The organism is Chloroflexota bacterium, from assembly GCA_018829775.1.
Taxonomy (GTDB): domain Bacteria; phylum Chloroflexota; class Dehalococcoidia; order Dehalococcoidales; family RBG-16-60-22; genus E44-bin89.
The window spans coordinates 1-18508 of record JAHJTL010000087.1 but is presented as its reverse complement, the minus strand read 5'-3'; the positions used below and the strand labels follow the sequence as shown (position 1 = coordinate 18508).

At 49.7% G+C, this 18508-nt stretch carries 20 protein-coding genes; 17 read left to right on the top strand and 3 right to left on the bottom strand.

Annotated features, from left to right (window positions below):
• Positions 1–11: 11 nt before the first annotated feature.
• The 6 genes from KKD83_08650 (at position 12) to KKD83_08625 (ending at position 5544) form a co-directional block, all read left to right on the top strand.
• The gene (locus KKD83_08650; GenBank protein MBU2536215.1) at positions 12–329 is read left to right on the top strand and encodes a hypothetical protein; all 318 of its coding nucleotides are present in this window, start codon (positions 12–14) and stop codon (positions 327–329) included.
• Between the two features lie 31 nt (positions 330–360).
• On the top strand, positions 361–1737 hold the full coding sequence (locus KKD83_08645; protein ID MBU2536214.1) for an MmgE/PrpD family protein: 1377 nt from the start codon (positions 361–363) through the stop codon (positions 1735–1737).
• Between the two features lie 121 nt (positions 1738–1858).
• Positions 1859–2713, top strand: coding sequence for an NAD(P)-dependent oxidoreductase (locus KKD83_08640; GenBank protein MBU2536213.1), 855 nt, complete (start codon positions 1859–1861; stop codon positions 2711–2713).
• Positions 2713–3975, top strand: coding sequence for a CoA transferase (locus tag KKD83_08635; protein ID MBU2536212.1), 1263 nt, complete (start codon positions 2713–2715; stop codon positions 3973–3975). Before KKD83_08640 ends, KKD83_08635 begins: the two co-directional genes overlap by 1 nt.
• Positions 3976–4021: 46 nt before the next feature.
• On the top strand, positions 4022–4915 hold the full coding sequence (locus KKD83_08630) for a CoA ester lyase (GenBank protein ID MBU2536211.1): 894 nt from the start codon (positions 4022–4024) through the stop codon (positions 4913–4915).
• Between the two features lie 131 nt (positions 4916–5046).
• Complete coding sequence (locus KKD83_08625; GenBank protein MBU2536210.1) at positions 5047–5544, top strand: VOC family protein; 498 nt, start codon at positions 5047–5049, stop codon at positions 5542–5544.
• Positions 5545–5828: 284 nt separating this feature from the next.
• Here KKD83_08625 and KKD83_08620 read toward each other — a convergent pair whose 3' ends face one another.
• Positions 5829–6161 carry a hypothetical protein gene (locus KKD83_08620; GenBank protein ID MBU2536209.1) on the bottom strand — a complete coding sequence of 111 codons (333 nt, stop codon included), beginning with the start codon at positions 6159–6161 and terminating at the stop codon, positions 5829–5831.
• Between the two features lie 17 nt (positions 6162–6178).
• Complete coding sequence (locus KKD83_08615) at positions 6179–6523, bottom strand: cupredoxin domain-containing protein (GenBank protein MBU2536208.1); 345 nt, start codon at positions 6521–6523, stop codon at positions 6179–6181.
• A 411-nt stretch (positions 6524–6934) separates the two neighbouring features.
• Between KKD83_08615 and KKD83_08610 the strand changes: the two genes are divergently transcribed.
• The 10 genes from KKD83_08610 to dctP all read left to right on the top strand — a co-directional run bounded on the left by KKD83_08610 (position 6935) and on the right by dctP (position 14962).
• A complete protein-coding gene (locus KKD83_08610; protein ID MBU2536207.1) occupies positions 6935–7600 on the top strand; it encodes a response regulator transcription factor in 666 nt (221 codons plus the stop codon).
• Positions 7601–7604: 4 nt separating this feature from the next.
• A complete protein-coding gene (locus KKD83_08605) occupies positions 7605–8990 on the top strand; it encodes a HAMP domain-containing protein (GenBank protein MBU2536206.1) in 1386 nt (461 codons plus the stop codon).
• Positions 8991–9095: 105 nt separating this feature from the next.
• On the top strand, positions 9096–9524 hold the full coding sequence (locus tag KKD83_08600) for a PDZ domain-containing protein (GenBank protein ID MBU2536205.1): 429 nt from the start codon (positions 9096–9098) through the stop codon (positions 9522–9524).
• A gap of 300 nt (positions 9525–9824) precedes the next feature.
• Positions 9825–10229: an NfeD family protein gene (locus tag KKD83_08595; protein ID MBU2536204.1), complete on the top strand. Its 405-nt coding sequence runs from the start codon at positions 9825–9827 to the stop codon at positions 10227–10229.
• Positions 10210–11019 carry a prolipoprotein diacylglyceryl transferase gene (gene lgt, locus KKD83_08590; GenBank protein MBU2536203.1) on the top strand — a complete coding sequence of 270 codons (810 nt, stop codon included), beginning with the start codon at positions 10210–10212 and terminating at the stop codon, positions 11017–11019. The genes KKD83_08595 and lgt overlap by 20 nt, the downstream gene beginning before the upstream one ends.
• 26 nt (positions 11020–11045) lie before the next feature.
• Positions 11046–11906, top strand: a complete 861-nt coding sequence (locus tag KKD83_08585) for an FTR1 family protein (protein ID MBU2536202.1) — start codon at positions 11046–11048, stop codon at positions 11904–11906.
• A 44-nt stretch (positions 11907–11950) separates the two neighbouring features.
• Positions 11951–12271, top strand: a complete 321-nt coding sequence (locus KKD83_08580) for a hypothetical protein (protein MBU2536201.1) — start codon at positions 11951–11953, stop codon at positions 12269–12271.
• Positions 12272–12316: 45 nt separating this feature from the next.
• The gene (locus KKD83_08575; protein ID MBU2536200.1) at positions 12317–12487 is read left to right on the top strand and encodes a YHS domain-containing protein; all 171 of its coding nucleotides are present in this window, start codon (positions 12317–12319) and stop codon (positions 12485–12487) included.
• Positions 12487–13113, top strand: a complete 627-nt coding sequence (locus tag KKD83_08570) for a methyltransferase domain-containing protein (protein MBU2536199.1) — start codon at positions 12487–12489, stop codon at positions 13111–13113. The genes KKD83_08575 and KKD83_08570 overlap by 1 nt, the downstream gene beginning before the upstream one ends.
• Positions 13114–13798: 685 nt before the next feature.
• Entirely contained in the window at positions 13799–14962 is a 1164-nt protein-coding gene (gene dctP, locus KKD83_08565; GenBank protein MBU2536198.1) for a TRAP transporter substrate-binding protein DctP, read from the top strand.
• Between the two features lie 255 nt (positions 14963–15217).
• Here dctP and KKD83_08560 read toward each other — a convergent pair whose 3' ends face one another.
• On the bottom strand, positions 15218–16924 hold the full coding sequence (locus KKD83_08560) for a thiamine pyrophosphate-requiring protein (protein MBU2536197.1): 1707 nt from the start codon (positions 16922–16924) through the stop codon (positions 15218–15220).
• A 371-nt stretch (positions 16925–17295) separates the two neighbouring features.
• Here KKD83_08560 and KKD83_08555 point away from each other — a divergent pair, with 371 nt between their 5' ends.
• The gene (locus KKD83_08555) at positions 17296–18072 is read left to right on the top strand and encodes a 2,4-dihydroxyhept-2-ene-1,7-dioic acid aldolase (protein ID MBU2536196.1); all 777 of its coding nucleotides are present in this window, start codon (positions 17296–17298) and stop codon (positions 18070–18072) included.
• Positions 18073–18508: the final 436 nt, after the last annotated feature.

Here is an 18508-nt window from a genome sequence, read left to right as displayed (position 1 = left end):
ATTAGTTGACCATGCGCGATGCGTTTTACAGGAAGGTAGAGGGCAGAACTTACGCCGCACCCCAGTATGGTAAAGAGATTACCCTCACCGTGGGCGAGGATATAGACGGAAATGGTGTTGCCGCTATGACTGAGGAGGCGATGACGGAACTGGGAGTCTCAGAAGGGGAAACGGTCGAAATAATCGGTGCCTGGACACAAAAAGCAAAGGCCGTTCTACTCAGAGGAAGCGGGAATATTACTACTCTCCGCATGGACAAAAAGACGAGAACTGCTCTGCCGGTAGACATAGGGCAAGAGGTAGGAGTTAGAAAGGAATACGTTTCTTAAATAATGCTTCTGAGGGTGGAGGTTAGCTAATATGGGTATTACCAGTGAGCTGGTGGAGTTTTGCGCCAGCATTAAGTATGAAGATATTTCTCTGGAAATAGTCGATAGAGTTAAATACCATTGTCTGGATTTTCTTGGTGTCGCCATCCGGGGTTCCCTTGTTGAGTCGAGCAAAACTGTGTATCGTCTCGTCAAGGATATCGGACTAAGCCCAGGAGGCACGGTAATTATCGGGACTGATATGAGCGCGGCTCCCCAATATGCGGCGCTGGCCAACGGCACATCAGCTCACTCGCTGGAATTGGACGACCTGCATAATGAATCGTCTGCCCACCCCGCAGTTGCTATATTCCCGGCGGCCTTCGCTGTCGGCGAACTCATTGACTGCGGCGGGAAAAGGTTTATCGAAGGAGTAATTGCAGGTTATGAGGTCATGACCAGGCTGGGCAAGGCTTTGAATCCGGCCAATCATTATGCCCGGGGATTTCACCCAACGGGAACATGCGGTGTCTTTGGAGCTGCCGCCGCTGCCTCCAAAATACTTGAACTGGACCAGGAACAGACGATTAATAGTCTGGGCATTGCTGGAAGCCAGGCGGCGGGTTCTATGGAATTCCTGGCCGACGGTTCCTGGACCAAGCGATTGCACGCCGGGTGGGCTGCCCACAATGGAGTAATCGCGGCTCTGCTGGCAGAGAGGGGATTTAATGGGCCCGCCACGATAATTGAGGGGAGATTTGGTTTCCTGCATGCATATTCCGATGGCGCTGACCCTGACAGGGTTCTGGCGGATTTGGGGAAGCCTTTTGAAATCATGAGAACGAGTATCAAGCCCCATGCCTGCTGTCGTTACAAGCAGGGCCCGATAGACGGTATTTTGCGTATTATGAGGGAGAATAACCTGAAACCGGAGGAGGTAAAGCAGGTAACTCTGGGAATATTGAAAGCGGGGTTCCCCATAGTTGCTGAGCCTGAGGAATTGAAGTACAATCCCAAGACGCTGGTTGACGCCCAGTTCAGCATGCCCTTTGGAGCAGCCGTTGCCATACTTTATGGCAAAGCCTCCTTGAACGAATATACTCAGGAGAATATAGAATCCCCCAGAATCAAAGAGATGATGGGGCGCGTTTCCTGCGTGGAAGACCCCGGGCTGGAAACGGTCTTCCCCAGGCAGTGGCCAGCCAGCGTGGAGCTGGTGACTGAAGACGGACGAAGGTTCTCGACCAGGATTGATTATCCTAAGGGAGACACGGAAAACCCGCTGACCTGGGAAGAACTGCTCGGTAAGTTCGACGACCTGACATCAACTATTTACCCTGCGGAGAGAAGGAAGAAGATAGTTACGCGGGTGCAGGCTCTGGAGCAGGAACCAAGCATAAAAGGGTTCTGCCGACTGGTTACTGCCTGAGAAACGAAGTGTCACCGCAATATGACTAGGTTTAGTTGCTGACGCGAACAAAGAAAGGGGGTAGAAGGTGATGGCCAAAAAAAGGGTGAGTTTTATTGGGCTAGGGGTGATGGGAGCACGTATGGCCAAGAACCTGATAAAGAAGGGCTTTGACCTTACAGTCCATGACGTGGTGAAAAAAACCGTGGAGGAACTACAAGCATTAGGTGCTAAGAGTGCCGATACATGTAAGGAAGCAGCAAGGGTGAGCGACGTAATTATCACTATGGTTCGCGATGACGCTCAAATCGATGAGGTCATCTATGGGGAAAATGGAGCCTGGGAAGGGGCAAGAGAAGGGTCGATTTTCGTTATTAGCAGCACTATTGACCCTCTTCACTGTCAGAGGATAGCAGCTGAGGGCAAAGAAAAGGGTATTAGATGTCTAGACGCTCCAGTCAGTGGAGCAAGGCCTGGTGCAGAGACTGGAACTTTAACTATTATGGTGGGTGGTGACAAGGGGGCTTTCGAGGAATGCCGCCCTGTATTCGAAGCGATGGGGAAGAACATATTTTATCTTGGCAGTGCCGGAATGGGAGAGACTTGCAAGCTGGTAAATAATTTCCTGCATATTCTCAATTTAGCTGTTCTGTCAGAGGGAATTGCGCTGGCTCGTAGAGTTGGCCTTGAAACCGAGACCCTTCTCAATGTAGTTAGGGTAAGCTCAGGTGGTAGCTGGGCAGTGCAGAATTGGGACTTGATACAAGAGCTCGTGAAGGAATACTGTGAGGGCACGAAGGGACCACTTTGGTTGGGAATGCAAAAGGACATGGCATTGGTGTTGAAAATGGCTAAAGATGTGGGGCAGCTTGTTCCTATTGCTGGACTGGTCTCCCAACTGGATGCCTTCCGGTTCTTTCCCGGGGTTGAGCGGTCATTTTATGACTATGGCCTTTCTTGGACTGAGCACGGGACATTACCTAAAGGGGGCAAGTGATGAGTTCAGGTAAAGAGTTAAGTGATTTTATTCGGCGCCAGCGAGCTTATGCAGAAAGCAGCGAACTGCCTCTTAAGAACATTCGTGTAATTGACATGGGTACGGTGATAGCAGCTCCGTTTGCAGCAACCCTTCTCGGGGATTTCGGAGCCGAGGTTATCAAAATCGAGAACACAAATTCGCCCGATGCCATCCGGGCATGGGGAGTGCTCGAAGGTGGCTTTCAGTCCTGGTGGTTGACTGTCAGCCGTAACAAGCTGCCGGTAACTCTAAATTTAAGGACACCTGAAGGTGCCGAAATTTTTGCGGGATTGGTTAAGAAGTCTGACGTTCTTGTGGAGAATTTTCGCCCCGGAGTTCTTGGCAGGCTAGGGTTTCCTAGTGAGCGGCTTTTGCAGCTTAACAAAGGACTGGTCATCGGTCGAATCTCGGGCTATGGACAGACGGGGCCGTATGCTTCCAGGCCCGGCTTTGGCACCCTGGCGGAGGGCTTCAGCGGTTTCACTTTTCTAAATGCCCAACCTGATGGCCCACCTTTAAGCCCACCGTTTCCTCTGGCGGATATGGTTGCCGGACTGCATCTTGCTTTTGCTACCATGGTGGCGCTGAGAAGCGCCAGGAGAGGGGAATACGGTGGCCAGGAGATTGACGTGTCACTTTACGAGCCTTTACTCGGGTTGCTTGGTGCTGACTTCCTTGAATACTGGCTAACCGGGGAAGTTCCTCAACCTTTCGGTAGTGAAATGAGCTATGCCGCACCCCGCAACAATTACCAGACAAAAGATAAATGTTGGCTGGCGCTTTCTGCCACGGCGCAGGTGCCGTTTGAGAGGTTGATGGACGCTATAGGTAAACCTGAGTATAAGAGTGACCCCCGCTTCAGTACTAATGAAGCTCGAATCAAGAAAGAGAACAGGAAGGAGCTCAACCGGGTAATCGCCAATTGGTTTGCCAGTATGACTTTGCCGGAAGCTCTGGAAGCCTGTGAGAAACACGAGATAACCGCCGGGATAATCGCCGATATGCGCGGCATTGCTGAAGACCCCCATGTGCAGGGGAGAAAGACACTTGTTGACCTCAATGACCCGGCCACAGGCAAGGCCCTCAGGATGCCTGATGTGCCTATTAAGTTGCTGAACTCGCCGGGTGAGATCAGGTTCCCTGGATTACCTATGGGAGCAGCGAATGAAGTGGTTTACCAGGACCTGCTCGGTTATTCACCGGAGCAACTGGAGGAGCTGAAGCTCAAGAAGGTGATATAGCATTAAATCCGGCTGAAATGATATTGAAAACGTGAGGAGAGTCCCTATGCTAATATTGCGAACGCTTCTATTTGTTCCCGGTAATCAGGAAAGGAGGCTGGAAAAAGCCCGTCTGATACCTGCTGATGCCCTCATACTCGACCTTGAAGACTCGGTTCCTCCTTCGGAAAAGGACGCTGCCCGGAAAATGGTCGCCGCTTCAATAGATGAGCTTGCTTCGAGCGGGAAAGATATCTTCGTACGTATCAACTCGCTTCCAACCCCTTACGCTGTACCAGACATAAAGGCGGTCGCCACCGGGAGGCTCAAAGGCATCTGTCTCCCCAAGAGTGAGTCGAGGGATGATATACGCAGGGCTGCTGCCTTACTCGCCGACGCAGAGAAGAAGTCAGGCCTTGAAGTGGGTTCTACAGGAATTCTGCCTCTCATTGAGACTCCAGAGGGTATCATAAATGCCTGTGATATCGTCAGTGCGTCTCCTCGTATTATCGGCGCTATCTTCGGTGCCGAAGACTTTGCTCTGGAGATGGGCATAAATCGCACCAAAGAAGGCTCCGAGATTTATTATCCCCGAGCGGTGATTGCCGTCGCCTGCCACGCAGCCAATGTTCTGGCCATCGACAGTGTATATACTGACGTGCGAGATACGGACGGACTAATCAGGGAAACGAGGGCAGTTGCCCAGTTGGGTTTCCAGGGCAAGGCGGTAATCCACCCGGACCAGGTTGGCCCGGTGAATCAGGTTTTCGTTCCTTCTGAGGAGGAGATTGCCCAGGCACACCGGGTAGTGCAGGCCTTTGAGGCAGCCTTAGCGCAAGGCCAGGCATCAACCTCCCTCGACGGCAAGATGGTAGATGCCCCCGTGGCGGAAAGGGCTAGAAAAGTCCTGGCCCTGGCTGATTCCATTGCGAAGAAAGAGAAAGCCACTTCAGGGCGCTGATAGCGCTGCCTTGATTCGTCAGACTTCCAGTAAGGAGGCTATCAAAATATGATACTACATGCTGAAATCCCAAGAGAAGATATACCCGGGTGAAATGATATCTGATAGTACAGAGAGCAGGAGGAGTTAACATGAAGAAAAAAAGGATAGGAGAGCTGCTATCAAAGCTCCACCACATGGCGGTAATAGTCAAGAACATGGACGAGGCTATTGAATATTATCAAGCTCTAGGAATAGGGCCATTTGAACCCGTGAAGGTAGTTCATACAGACAGGATGCTTTACGGCAAGCCTGCCCCTCCTGATATCAAACTTATAGCAAGAGGAGGACAGATGGGGCCAATATGGCTTGAGTTAATTCAACCTGTTTCAGGAAAGTATATCCATCAAGAATTCTTAGAGCGTCGAGGCGAAGGCATTAACCACATATCCTTCATTGTGGATGACATCGAAGAAGCGATTTCTATAATGGCTGAAGCAGGATTTAAGGCGATCGTATATCAAAAAAATGTGGGTGGCGGTGGCATGGCTTTCTTTGATACCGACAAGGTCGGCGGTGTTATTATTGAGCTGCAGGAGCTACCACCAGGAGTAGATCGATATTATGGCAATACCACATCGGGTGAATAATTGCTCCTAACTATAAGATGGGTTGGACATTACTTTTGTGAGAATATCCAACCTTGATGAAGGAATGGATGTGCCAGAATTACTGGGGCCACCCGAACACTCACCCGGTTGCCAGTGGTGTAACTATATTGCACAATTGAATGGTACCAGAGGCCAGGCTATTTGGCGACATCTGAATGTTCTTTAAAGAGTAAGGGGAGCATTTCTGCCCCCCCTTCTCATTTATCCGGCTAACACTGTACCAACCGACACGTAATACCAATCACGAGCCTGTCAGTTCTATCTCAACCGTCTACTGTCAGTGGTTTCCGTCCGCTTTCAGTAGCCATGGTTTTAGCCATCTTTTTCCTGACTTCCCATGCTCGTTCCACATTTATCAGAGGGTAAATTTCTGTTTCTCCGAATGGGCCCATGGGAAATTCAGCCATTATGCTATCCAGCTCTTCATGAGACTGCGTCTCGGCAATTCCACCGCCAGCTTGCATTCCAGCAAAAGCGAATATTTCTTTGATTTTACTTTGGTATTTCTGCTTCCATGCTAGCGCCGCGTCAAAGAGCGTAGCCGCAACGTCTGGTGGTACCGGGTGTCTGTTCCTGGAGATGATTAAATACCTCATTCAACTTCCCTCCTTCATTACCGATTCAAGACGATTAGATATCCTACCTGGCGCTGGTGGTCCAGGTCGCAGTCGAGTGCTCCGCCCTCGCGGTCATAGGGAACACCACAGGCATACTGGAAGACACCGGCCTTATCGGCGACGAACTCCACGGTAGCCGTGCCGCCCCGGGGTTCCAGCTCGGGTGTAACCACACCGAAGTCGGGAAGAACAAGACTGTGGACTTTGCTTCGAGGATTGGACACTTCAAGTTTGACGGTATCACCCTTGTATACTACTAAAGCAGACGGCTCCCAGCGGTGAAATTCGTCAGTCAAAACTTCCTCTTCATCTACTTCCTCGATAGTTTCCCCTTCGCCCATTATGATCGATAATTCTTGTATTGCTGGTTGTATTTCACCTGCTGGTCCCTGTGGTCCCGCTGGGCCAACTAATCCTGATGGGCCTTGACAGCCAACAAAAATTAGGCTGACCAATAAAAGAGCACTTATTACTACAATTATTTTTTTCACGTTTTATTCCTCCTTAATTATTTTTCTTGAGTGAGATTTACTACCATTTCTGCTATTTATTTTGCCACATCATTTTCTCCTCCTTAATCTTTCTAAATCCATGATTACATTGAGTCATGAGAATAAGCTTAAAAGCTGCTTAAAAGATGCTTAGAATTTTAACCAGGGGATAATTCATTTCTCAGCTATTCAACTTGACCCTAGTGATTTCACCATCTATGATTAAATTAGGGGTAACCATATTTAGCAGAGATACGGAATATGCGCATTCTGGTTGTTGATGATGATCCCGAGATTATAAGCTTTGTCAGGCGTGGTCTGGCCTATGAGGGCTATGAAGTCGACACTGCAGCTGACGGCTCGGAAGCACTGGCCAAAGCGCGGGAAAAAGAACCTGACCTGGTCATACTGGACATCATGATGCCCGGGATTGACGGCATTGAGGTAAGTAAGCGCCTGCGGCAGGGAGGTGATGTTCCCATCCTCATGCTTACCGCCAAGGGGACTGTCGCTGACAAAGTGGTCGGACTTGAGAGCGGTGCTGACGATTATCTGGTCAAGCCGTTTGCCTTTGATGAACTTCTGGCGAGAGTCAGGGCTTTGCTTAGACGTCGCCAACCCGGGGAAGAGGAAACGCTCCGCTTTAGCGACCTATCGTTGAATACGGCGACCAGAGAGGTGAAGCGGGGCAATGACCCAATAGAGCTAACCGCCCAGGAGTTTGACCTGCTTGAGCTGTTCATGCGCCACCCACGCCAGGTACTCAAAAGAGACCTCATTTACGACAGAGTCTGGGGGTATGACTTCGAAGGCGAATCCAATGTAATCGAAGTCTACATACGTTATCTGAGGTCCAAGTTAGAGGTTCGTGACAGACCCAGGCTGATTCATACGGTTCGTGGTGTGGGATACGTTATGAAGGAGTAGGTGCATGCCGATTCGCTGGCGGCTGACTTTGTGGTTTGCCCTGATATTATGTGCCATACTGATTCTATCCGGTATCGTGCTCCATATTTTACTGCAACGCTACCTCATTGCTCAGGTAGACGAAAATCTCAGCATCTATTCAGCGCGCGTACACGGCACGCTTCACCCACAGGAAATTCCCGACCCTCTGGATTATGAGGTTATTCACTCCAAGTTACCACCAATCAACGAGTTTGCATCACCTGGAATTTATATCCAGTTGATAGACCGAGGCGGGAACGTAGTGGTGAAATCGAACAACCTTGGTGAGCAAGAACTGCCGGTAAATCCGTCTCTGATTTCGCAGGGCTTTGCTGGAAATGTGGCCATAGAGACGGTAGCCGCCGGTGGTAGTGCCAGCGTTCGGATGATGGTTTCGCCACTGTATCTAAGAGACCAGATTCTTCTCCTGGAGGTAGCTCATTCCTTAAACCACATAGATGCCGCAATGAGCCGGGTGAGATGGGCTCTACTGGCAAGCATTCTGGTGGCCCTCATACTGGCCTCGGTATCCGGCGCAGCCGTAGTCCGTGGTGCCCTGGCACCGGTCAGCCGGATTACAAAAACAGCCAAGGACATCGAAACAAGTTCCGACCTCAGCCGCCGTGTCGACTATAAAGGGACCTCGGATGAGATAGGGGAGCTGGCAGCCACCTTTGACCATATGATTCGGCACCTGGACAAAGTATTTCAATCCCAGAGATATTTCGTAGCAGACGCATCACATGAGCTAAGAGGGCCATTAACCGTCATCCGCGGTAACCTTGATTTGCTGAAACGCAAGCTCGGTGAGGAAGAAAGACGCGAGTCGCTAAAAGCCATTGAGCGCGAGTCAATTGGAATGTCCAAGATTGTCGATGACTTTCTCCTTCTCGCTGAGGTGGAGTCGGGGCAGCCAGCACAGCAGCAAAGGGTTCCGCTCAAAAACATTCTTGCAGAGGAAATAAAGAGAGCCAAGGCTTTGGTCGGAGGACGAAAGATTATCTTAGAGCGTCAGGAAGATTTGACAGTGCAAGGTGACCCTCAGCGGCTGAGACAGTTACTGGCGAATCTGGTTGACAATGCCATCAAATATACCCTGGAGGATGGCACTATTACGCTTTCGTTGTTTCGAGATGGTTCATGGGCGCGTCTGGAAGTGGCTGACAGTGGAATCGGAATCCCCCCGGAGCACCTTCCACACATATTCGACCGCTTCTACCGGGTCGACAAGGCTCGGTCCCGTGGCAGCGGCGGTACGGGATTGGGTTTGGCCATCGTAAAAAGCATAGCCGAGCAGCACGACGGTGAGGTCACTGTCACCAGTGAATCGGGCAAAGGCAGTAAATTTACTGTCTGGTTAAAACTCTAATCGTATTCTAAGCTTCTTTTAACCTTCCTTTAAGCAGTCTGTGGCACCATAGATACTAGATGAGAATGTAGCATCTGTGGTGCTTTTTCTTTTGAGGTAGTTTTAATGAGTAAGACTAAATTACTAGTAATTTCTATTGCCGGTGCTGGCATAGTTGTGGTGTTGCTTGGTCTCTTCCTTTTCTCTGGAAGAACAGAAGACGAAGTATTATCTCGGCCCGCGGCAGTGGAAAAAACGTCCATAGGTCTCGGAATCATTTATCTCCCTGTCACTCAAGGGCTATCAGAGTACTATGGGCTTGACGTGGATTACGGTGCTCTCGTCACTGAGGTAATACCAGGTAGCCCTGCCGACCGAAGCGGCATACAGGTGGGAGACGTCATCATCGCGTTTGATGACGCCGCACTGGAGCCGAAAGCCCGACTCTTAGGCATGATGATGGCGTGCCCTGCGGGTCATATAGTAACACTTGAGGTCAGGAGGGGAACGGAGACAAAGGTGATAGAAATTTTCCACACAACTGGTCAGAAGTAAGCTATGAACTAATGTCAGCCCGATGAACCGGAAGCAGCAAAAAAACAACCAAGGGAACCACCCAAGCAGAGATTGTCACCAGGCTTGGTGGGGAGGAGTTGAAAATGTTGAGATTAAAAGGCTGTCCCAGATGTAAAGGAGACATTTTAATTGACCGAGACCACCTTAGCTGGTATGAACAATGCATCCAGTGTGGATATCAACATGATATCAAGAGCCTAGATAAAGCACGTCGTGGTAAGAATATGTACATGAACACTCCAGAAAGGATGGGACTCACCGAGGAGGTGACAAAGTAAGATGTGTCATCTGATATTGTTTATGCCGGTTCTGGCATTGCCGATTTTCTGGTTAATGCCGCTTAGCTCGGCAATACCAACTTATATGATTATCGGTATGATAACTGCTCTGCTTTACTGGCTTATAGCCAAGGCAATGGGCAGGCAACCTGAGACCGGTAGCGAGAGCTTAATTGGTGCGACGGCGGAAGTAGTATCGCAATTCGGTCCATCTAATCATGCACAGTATCTGGTTCGCTCCCACGGCGAGCTATGGACTGCCAGCTCTCCTGACGCCATCACGACTGGTGAAACCGTAAGTGTTACAGCCGTGAACGGAATACGATTGGTCGTGCGCAGAAACGGAACCTCCGCCGCATCAACAGCAGATGCGGTGAGGAAGTTAAATGAGCGGCATTGTCATTAACATAGACCCGGTAATATTCCGAATAGGCGACCTTGAGCTGCGTTGGTACAGCGTCGCCATAATACTGGCGGTTGTAGCTGCCGTAGTTATAGCTGCCCGCGAGGGCAAGCGGAAAGGATTACCCACAGACTTTGTCTATTCGCTGTCCCCCTGGGTACTGATAACAGGAATAATAGGAGCTAGAATGTTCCACGTCTTCGACCAGTGGGAATACTACGCGGGGAACCCGCTTTACATATTTCAGGTTCAGCAGGGCGGCCTGGCTATCTGGGGTGGACTGTTCGCGGGAGGAATGGCAGCTATAGCCTACGCTAAAGTGAAGCAGATTCCAGTAGGCCGCCTTGCTGACGCCGTGGTACCGGCCCTGTTGACCGCTCAGATAATAGGCAGATTGGGGTGTATTATAAATGGAGACGCCTACGGTGGTGCTACCAGCCTGCCCTGGGGCTTTATCTACGCTCACCCCGATGCCCTGATTCCCAGCGCTTTATTCGGTGTGCCCACGCACCCCTATCCGGTTTATGAGATACTGTGGAACGGAGCTATACTGCTCTTTCTCCTGAAGCTACGCCACAGCTTTGGGAGAGATGGACTTCTCTTCTTCAGTTATCTATCTCTTTACTCTTTAGGGCGTTTCGTTCTCACCTTCGTACGCCTGGAAAACGCGGTCTTCTGGCAATTACAGCAAGCGCAGGTGATAGCAGTAGCCGCTTTGGTTGTATCAGCAGGAGTACTTGTATACCTCTCCAGAAAGAGGCAACGAAGAATAACAGCAGAAAGCAGGGCATAGACAGCTTTAAAGAGGTGATATGGTAAATGCTTAGTGCACTTTTGATAACACTCAGGGAGGGGCTTGAAGCTGCTCTTATCATTGGGATAATACTTGCTTATCTCTCTACCACCAATAACCGTAAGGGTTTCGAACCTGTCTGGATAGGAACGTCGCTGGCGATTGTTGTCAGTTTAGTGGCCGGGGCCGTGATTTATTTCTCCGCTGGGAGACTTGAAGGTAGGGCTGAGGAGATTTTTGAAGGTATTGCCATGTGGACTGCCGCCGGCGTGCTAACCTGGATGATTTTCTGGATGAGGAAGCAGGCCATAAACATTAAGGGACATCTGCATGCCCAGATACAATCTGCGCTTGGTAGTGGTTCGACGCTGGGTCTGCTCGGGCTCGCTTTTGTGGCAGTAGTCAGGGAAGGTATTGAGACGGTACTCTTTCTCTTTGCTGCCACCAGAGTAGCTGAGTCGGCCGTCTTATCAGCCGTCGGAGGTATCCTGGGTTTGGGTATCGCCGTAGCTATCGGCTATAGCATTTACAGGGGAACCTCAAAGCTTAACCTGAGAACTTTTTTCAACGTTACCGGACTGTTGCTGATTCTATTCGCCGCTGGCCTACTTGCCCACGGCATCCATGAGTTCCATGAGGCAGGCATTATCCCGCCTGCTATAGCGCACGTGTGGGACATTGACCACATTGTCCCCGAGCAATCAGTAATCGGCAGGTTCTTAACCGCCATCTTTGGCTACAATGCCAATCCTTCACTGGTGGAAGTGCTTGCCTACATCGGTTATCTAGGCTTTACCTTGGCAAGTTACTTCTTGCCGGCCAGACCAAGGAAAGGAGGTGAACTGACAGCAAGTATGAAGCAGCATGTGCATGCAGGAGCAACGTAATACCAATGTGTGATAGACACTGATATTAAAGAAAGGAGGTCAAAATGAAAAGAATTCTACTTGTTGGCTTGGTTATTGCAGTTCTGAGCTTAATGGTAACTTTCGCTATTCCCGTATTCGCTCACGGCCCCACGGAGGGAGATTCGGAAACACCAGACCGGGAAACGTGGCAGGCGATGCATGAGGCCTGCGAGGAAGGTGACTGGGAGGCAATGGTTGAAGCTGCCGAGGAAGTACACGAAGGTCTCGGTTATGCTCCCTGCCATGGCTATGATTATCCGGCCTCAGAAGAAGGGAGTCCCAGCAGCTGGGGCGGTACAATGGGTGGCCATATGGGTGGTTGGGGCGGCATGATGGGATGGTAAAATAGGGAATAAGGAAGTTAATGCTGCCACAAGGAGGTGATAGAGATGGCTAAAGACCCGGTTTGCGGTATGGAGGTTGATGAGAAGAACGCAGCAGCGACCTCTGAGTACAAGGGTAAAACCTACTACTTCTGCGCCGTAGGTTGCAAGAAGGCCTTTGACGCTGACCCCGAGAAATACCTTTCCGGTGACCAAGGTCACAGGGAACAGGAATAATGACAGCGACAAGCAAAGCTACAGAGGTCACCAGAAAACGGTACAATCGAGTCGCTCCGGTCTATGACCTTATGGAGGGCTTCATCGAGAGGTCTCGCTACAGCAGGTGGCGAGACCTTCTTTGGAGCAGGGCGGAGGGCACCGACATCTTGGAAGTCGGGGTGGGGACCGGCAAGAATTACCCGTATTATCCGGAAGGCACTGAGATAACCGCGGTGGACTTCAGCGATAAGATGCTAAGCCGTGCCAGGAGAAAAGCTGAGGTGTCTGGAATAGAAGTCCGTTTGAAACAAATGGACGTTCAGAACCTTGAATTTGAGGATAACACCTTTGACACAGTAGTTGCGTCGTTCGTTTTCTGCTCTGTCCCTGACCCAGTCAGGGGGCTAAAAGAAGTTGAGAGGGTCTGCAGACCTGGTGGGAAAGTGGTATTGCTGGAGCACGTTTTAAGCGCCAATCGCATTTCGGCTTGGCTTATGAACATTTACAACCCGCTGGTTGTTCGCATTGTGGGAGCAAATATTAACCGTAGAACGGCGGATAATGTCGGTAAGAGTGGCTTGAAGGTAGAACGCATTACAAACCTTGCAGCCGGGATAGTCCTGCTGATTGAAGCGAGAAAATAACTAACTCCCCGGTGAATATAGTCAGGGGATTATCTAAGGTTTCAGTACGGGCACCTTGGCTTATTTATCATTACAAAGCGTTCTAATTGTGACGAGATAACATCTTGTCCTTTGGAGATGCTCACCGTCTCTACTATAAGTCTGTATTTGCCCAGCAATTCTAATGTAAATTTAAGCTTTTTATCATACGAATCTAAGCTTTTATGTTTAGAATTACTTTAATAATACGTAGTAATTAATAATTGAAGATAACAGTAGCTGTAATAAGAGGCACCACATTATTGTGAAGAAAGCGGGCTCTGCCAGGGGAGATTTAAGGAAAGGCTGGGCCGGAGCCCCTCCCATGTGTATCTTAATACAAAATTGGGCGAAGTGGCATCCCGCTTTTTTCTATATAAGTATATCGTTTGATACTTAAATCTAAGTGGGTATTTTCCAGTCACCTGGTTTGTTAACTAGAGGCATTCGATTCCCAGTTCCACAGTTGATTATACCAATGACGGTGTTCATTACCAACGATTTTCCAGTACTTTGCTGTAGTACTGAAAGTTACATGCACAAGATGCTCTTGAAACAGTCTGAGCCCATCACCAGAATCGTCACTTTTAAGACAGGGGGGTGATAGTCTTCAGTAATAAACTACCAGTCAGAAGGTCCTACAATCTCAATTTTAGAGGAGGCGAAGTTGACTAAGATAAAGAAACTGTTATTGCTCGCGATGATAGTAACCCTTTTAAGCGGCCTGGCAGCAGCCTGTGCTGCGCCAGCCCCAGCCCCAGCACCGGCGCCTGCCCCTGCACCGGCACCGACGCCGGCACCAGCTCCCGCCCCGGTACCAGCGCCAGCACCAGCACCATCTCCATCTCCAGCGCCGACCCCCGCCCAGCCACCCAAAGTATATTCGTGGATTGTCCAGCAGCACGCTGGCGCTGGCTCTACTTTCAACAAGGGGTGGACATGGTTCACGGATGACCTTGAGGTGGCCAGTGGTGGCCAGTTAGATGTCCCACTGCATTCAGGCGGCGAAATTGTCCCGTCAATGGTGGAGCTTGACGGCATCAATGAAGGTGTACTCGACATGGCAAGTACCTGCACCATGTACTGGATGGACCGTTTCGGGCCGGCAACCAACCTGTTCACCTACCAGATAGCTGGCCTTTCACCGACGGAGCAATTTTTCTGGATGCAACTCGAGGGCCTTGACCTGCTGAGCGAGATGGCCAAGGACTACAACGCGGTCTTCACCGGTGGATTCATCACCGTGCCCGAAATTTTCATCAATACCAAGGACCCACTCAATTCGCCCGATGACATCAAGGGACTGAAGCTGCGAACCGCTGGCGATGATGGCAAGATTTTCACCGATATGGGCGCTTCAGTGGTTACGCTCAGCACCGAGGAGACCTACGAATCGATGATGCGCGGTGTGCTTGATGGCTTCCAGCTCAGCTCGCCGGGATATGACTACTCGATAGCCAGCTATGAGGTCATCGACTACGTCTATCTTGGCTCGGCCCGCCAGCCCCAGGAGTGGCAGCCCATCATGGTCAACAGGGATTCCTGGGAGGAGCTTCCGGAGAGTCTAAAGAAGTTAATCATCGAGATGGGCAAGGCAGCGGGCATGAACTACTACCAATTCATGACGCAGAGAGACCTCGAAGTCGTCCCGCTGTTCCGGGAGAAGGGCGTTACCGTAACCTTTATCCCGGACTCGATTGCTGACGAGGTGGTCTCGAGAGCCATGGACCTCTACGCAGAGTATGCGGCTGCGGATCCTTTCTTCGATAAGGTCTACACCTCGATTGAGAACTTCAAGAAAGCCTATCGTGACGCCTGGCAGCGCATGTAGTGCTCAGGAGTCCCCTGCTTCGGAAAAACCCGAAGCAGGGGACTCTAGCCATTAACGATTGAATTTGTGGGAGTAGAACAGGTCCTACGTTTGAATTTTTAACAATTGGATTTAAGTGTGGTATCACGAATAAAAGCCCTGGAAAAGGGCTTTCTGTGTTTTTAGACAGGTTGTCAAACTGACTATTTAAAAATAGAAGCATTTTTCAGTAGTCAGGCCATCGTATTGACGGATTAGTTGAGGCCGGAAAGCTGTTCACTCTCTCTCTATCCTGACATCCAGCACCGCGGGTTTCCCGAGGCTAACCTGTTCAAGGGCGTCTCTCAAGGCTGGCAGAACATCGGCCGGGTCTTCCACCATTCGCCCGTAAGCACCGCAGGCCTGAGCAATTAAAGCATAGTCGGGCGGTGGCTTAATGTCTACCCCCGCCTCAAATGCCATCTCGTCCGTGAGCTTATTCTCGCCGTAACCCTTCTGGACCATCTTCCTGATTACATTATATCCCTGGTTGTTCAGGATGATTGATAGAAACGGAGCGTTGTAGGCGCGGGCAGTCCAGAGAGTGGCAACAGGGCAACTCCATACGAAGCCTCCATCCGTCGTCACGCTTACCACCGTTCTATCAGGAGCCGCTATTTTCGCTCCGAATGCCGCTCCCAATGCCCATTGGACAGAACCGCCGGCGTTGCCTATAAAAGTCCCCGGCTTGGTGCGGAGGATCTGTTCCGTCACCGGCGCCTGTGGGCTAATCATAAAACTCGCTATTATCGCGTCCTCGTCTATAACCTCAGATATACAATGACAAAGCCAGTCTGCAGAGATTGGTTTCTGGTCGGCTTTGCTCATGGCCAGAGCATGCCAGCTGTCCCGTTGCTTCTTGTGTTTACTTTCTAACTGCTTAAAGCGCTCCTGCAATTGTATGCGCTTTTCAGGGGTTAATCTCTGGCTGATTATCTTCTTTAGCGCTGGGATGGCCTCTCTGGAGTCAGCCTCAATGAAAATATCAGAACCCCGGCCCCATAAAGGTCGGCCCCGTGTAAAAGGGTCAAGGTCGATATGAATGATTTTAGCCTCCGGGCCGGGCAAAGTTTCTGTCCCTGAGTACGGCATATCATAGTCAATGACCAGAAGAACATCAGCATCTGCGAAGGGATTTGTCTTCCTGCTCCCACGGAACTGTTCAACGCCAGCACAGAGGGGATGCGTGTGAGGGAAATTCAGCCATGTTTGACTGGTAATAACCGGTGCACATAGGGTTTCGGCTAATTCTACCAGCGACGACACCGATTGATGATGCCTCCCGGTGTAGCCGGCTACTATAAGAGGGTTTTCCGCCTCAATCAATATCTCAGCTGCCTTACTGAGGCTGTCAACATCAGCCGGCGCGGTTGAGGATACGGCAGTTATGGCTGATGGTGGGATTTTCACCCTGTCAATCTTTTCGGTAAGAATTGATGGGGGAAAAGCAAGATAGACCGGCCCGCAGGGCTCGGTATAGGCGATCTGGAAGGCTTTCTGGAGGACATCGTGGATATTTTCGTTGCTGCTTATCTGATGGTCCCACTTCACGGAATTACGCACTATGAGGCCCTGGTCGTAAGGCTCTTGCTTCCAGTTTACGCGTGGGGAGTTGGGAAGTTGTAACCCGGCCCATAGAATGACGGGTATTCGTCCAAACTGCGCATTAAGGAGCGCTCCACCCACTCGCTGGGTACCCAGTTCACAATGTGCCATAATAACTTGTGGCCGCCCTGAAACCATATAGTGTCCGTGGGCTGCAGTCATTGTTAGCGATTCGTCGAGGCAGAGTATCAGCCTCGGGGCACGTTTGCCGGCGGCTCTATATTTGGATATCGTTGCTTGAATAGGAACGGTAGCAGAGCCGGGGTTAAAGAAGATATTCTCCACGCCATGCGCATTTAAAACCTCCACGAAAGCTTCTGCGCCCTCATACTTTTCCATACTATGCACCTCCGATTTCATAGACAAGATGATTTTACCTTAAAATATTGCATTATGACAGCAAGGATATGGGGGTTAATAGATTGACAAAATAGCTACGAACAACATTCCGTCAGATTGTGCAGTATAAGGAAGGTTTTTTGGAGAGTATTGTTAAGGATTGGAGGTTATTCTGTGAACAATCGAAGTTAACAACAACTGGCAGCGGGTGGATTCGAACCGCTGACTAAGGCTGCGCAACTAGAAATTATCTACGCAATATGACGCTGCATTTGCGCAAAACTAAGTACTTGCCACTTAACAAGTGGCCAGCTTATAATCTATAGAATAACCTAATAAATAGGAAGATTTTAATCGGGGGTTGAACGAAGTTGAAAAATATACTGAAAGCAAAATTGCTGCGCGGGGAGATAGTTGTTGGCATTTTGACCGGCCTTGGTCATCCAGATGTAACGGAGTTGTTATCCCGGGCCGGTTATGACTTTCTATATATAGACGATGAACATGGGCCTATGCATTACGAAACTATCCAGAGAATGATGCAGGCTATGAACGGAACAGATTGTACTCCTATTGTGAGGGTGCAACAGAACGATTCTACAGATATAAAACGATTGCTTGATATTGGTGCTCATGGTATCGTAGTCCCGATGGTGAGCACTAAAGAGGATGCAGAGAAGGCGGTCAAAGCCTGTAAGTATCCACCACAAGGTATCAGGGGCTACGGGCCCAGGCGGTATGAACTTATTGACTCCGACTATTTAAAGACAGCCAACGACGAAACCCTTGTTACGGCCATAATTGAAACGGGAAGAGCAATCGAAAATATAGAAGAGATTCTTTCTGTTGACGGGCTTGATGCCTGCCTTGTGGGGCACTTTGATTTGTCGTTCGATTTGGGCTTGCCTATTCCTCCGGTTATGCCTCCCGACAAGAACAATCCTCGACTTGCTCAAGCGCTTGACAAAGTAGTTGAAGCGTCGAAAAGAACAGGAAAACCCGCCGGCCTGGCAGCAAATGCGGACAATATCGGATGGGCAATAGAAAAAGGCTTCAGATTTAATCTTGTCGCGTATGTAGATAGGTTACTGTTTGATGCAGCACGCAACGTTTTGGATGTTGCCCGAAAGGCAGGCCGAAGCAAATAATCGCATGGTCCTTTCCCCCTGAATCTTATATGACCTTAATCAGCCTTCTAACCGTATGTTAGAAGTAGATACAAAACAGCATTTTGGGTACCCAAATAGTAAAAATAGAGCCTGTTATATAAGAAATTAGGTATTAAAACTCGTTGTTAATCAGGTAAGACCATGTTAATCTTTCAGGATTCCAGTAGTATATATATCATGAAACTCTAGATCGTGAAGCAGTATGCGCGAGCAATACCAGACAAACGATGGAGAAAGAACGATTAGATTTGAGCAGTAACAAATAGTAACAGGGTGAGCAATGTATACCGTCAGCGATAATGGGACACAAATAGGGCCACTATAACCGTACACTCTAGACGGGTGGCACGAGCTCCTGAGAGGTAGTAGACTGACTAAACAGTGAAAGGAGCTAATGTGTCCCAGGAAAACAAAG

What these genes read in the sequence shown, in the direction of transcription:
- KKD83_08650 (MBU2536215.1), top strand. Translation starts at nt 12, where the DNA reads ATGCGCGATGCGTTTTACAGGAAGGTAGAGGGCAGAACTTACGCCGCA.
- KKD83_08645 (MBU2536214.1), top strand. Translation starts at nt 361, where the DNA reads ATGGGTATTACCAGTGAGCTGGTGGAGTTTTGCGCCAGCATTAAGTAT.
- KKD83_08640 (MBU2536213.1), top strand. Translation starts at nt 1,859, where the DNA reads ATGGCCAAGAACCTGATAAAGAAGGGCTTTGACCTTACAGTCCATGAC.
- KKD83_08635 (MBU2536212.1), top strand. Translation starts at nt 2,713, where the DNA reads ATGAGTTCAGGTAAAGAGTTAAGTGATTTTATTCGGCGCCAGCGAGCT.
- KKD83_08630 (MBU2536211.1), top strand. Translation starts at nt 4,022, where the DNA reads ATGCTAATATTGCGAACGCTTCTATTTGTTCCCGGTAATCAGGAAAGG.
- KKD83_08625 (MBU2536210.1), top strand. Translation starts at nt 5,047, where the DNA reads ATGAAGAAAAAAAGGATAGGAGAGCTGCTATCAAAGCTCCACCACATG.
- KKD83_08620 (MBU2536209.1), bottom strand. Translation starts at nt 6,161, where the DNA reads ATGAGGTATTTAATCATCTCCAGGAACAGACACCCGGTACCACCAGAC.
- KKD83_08615 (MBU2536208.1), bottom strand. Translation starts at nt 6,523, where the DNA reads ATGGGCGAAGGGGAAACTATCGAGGAAGTAGATGAAGAGGAAGTTTTG.
- KKD83_08610 (MBU2536207.1), top strand. Translation starts at nt 6,935, where the DNA reads ATGCGCATTCTGGTTGTTGATGATGATCCCGAGATTATAAGCTTTGTC.
- KKD83_08605 (MBU2536206.1), top strand. Translation starts at nt 7,605, where the DNA reads ATGCCGATTCGCTGGCGGCTGACTTTGTGGTTTGCCCTGATATTATGT.
- KKD83_08600 (MBU2536205.1), top strand. Translation starts at nt 9,096, where the DNA reads ATGAGTAAGACTAAATTACTAGTAATTTCTATTGCCGGTGCTGGCATA.
- KKD83_08595 (MBU2536204.1), top strand. Translation starts at nt 9,825, where the DNA reads ATGTGTCATCTGATATTGTTTATGCCGGTTCTGGCATTGCCGATTTTC.
- lgt (MBU2536203.1), top strand. Translation starts at nt 10,210, where the DNA reads ATGAGCGGCATTGTCATTAACATAGACCCGGTAATATTCCGAATAGGC.
- KKD83_08585 (MBU2536202.1), top strand. Translation starts at nt 11,046, where the DNA reads ATGCTTAGTGCACTTTTGATAACACTCAGGGAGGGGCTTGAAGCTGCT.
- KKD83_08580 (MBU2536201.1), top strand. Translation starts at nt 11,951, where the DNA reads ATGAAAAGAATTCTACTTGTTGGCTTGGTTATTGCAGTTCTGAGCTTA.
- KKD83_08575 (MBU2536200.1), top strand. Translation starts at nt 12,317, where the DNA reads ATGGCTAAAGACCCGGTTTGCGGTATGGAGGTTGATGAGAAGAACGCA.
- KKD83_08570 (MBU2536199.1), top strand. Translation starts at nt 12,487, where the DNA reads ATGACAGCGACAAGCAAAGCTACAGAGGTCACCAGAAAACGGTACAAT.
- KKD83_08560 (MBU2536197.1), bottom strand. Translation starts at nt 16,924, where the DNA reads ATGGAAAAGTATGAGGGCGCAGAAGCTTTCGTGGAGGTTTTAAATGCG.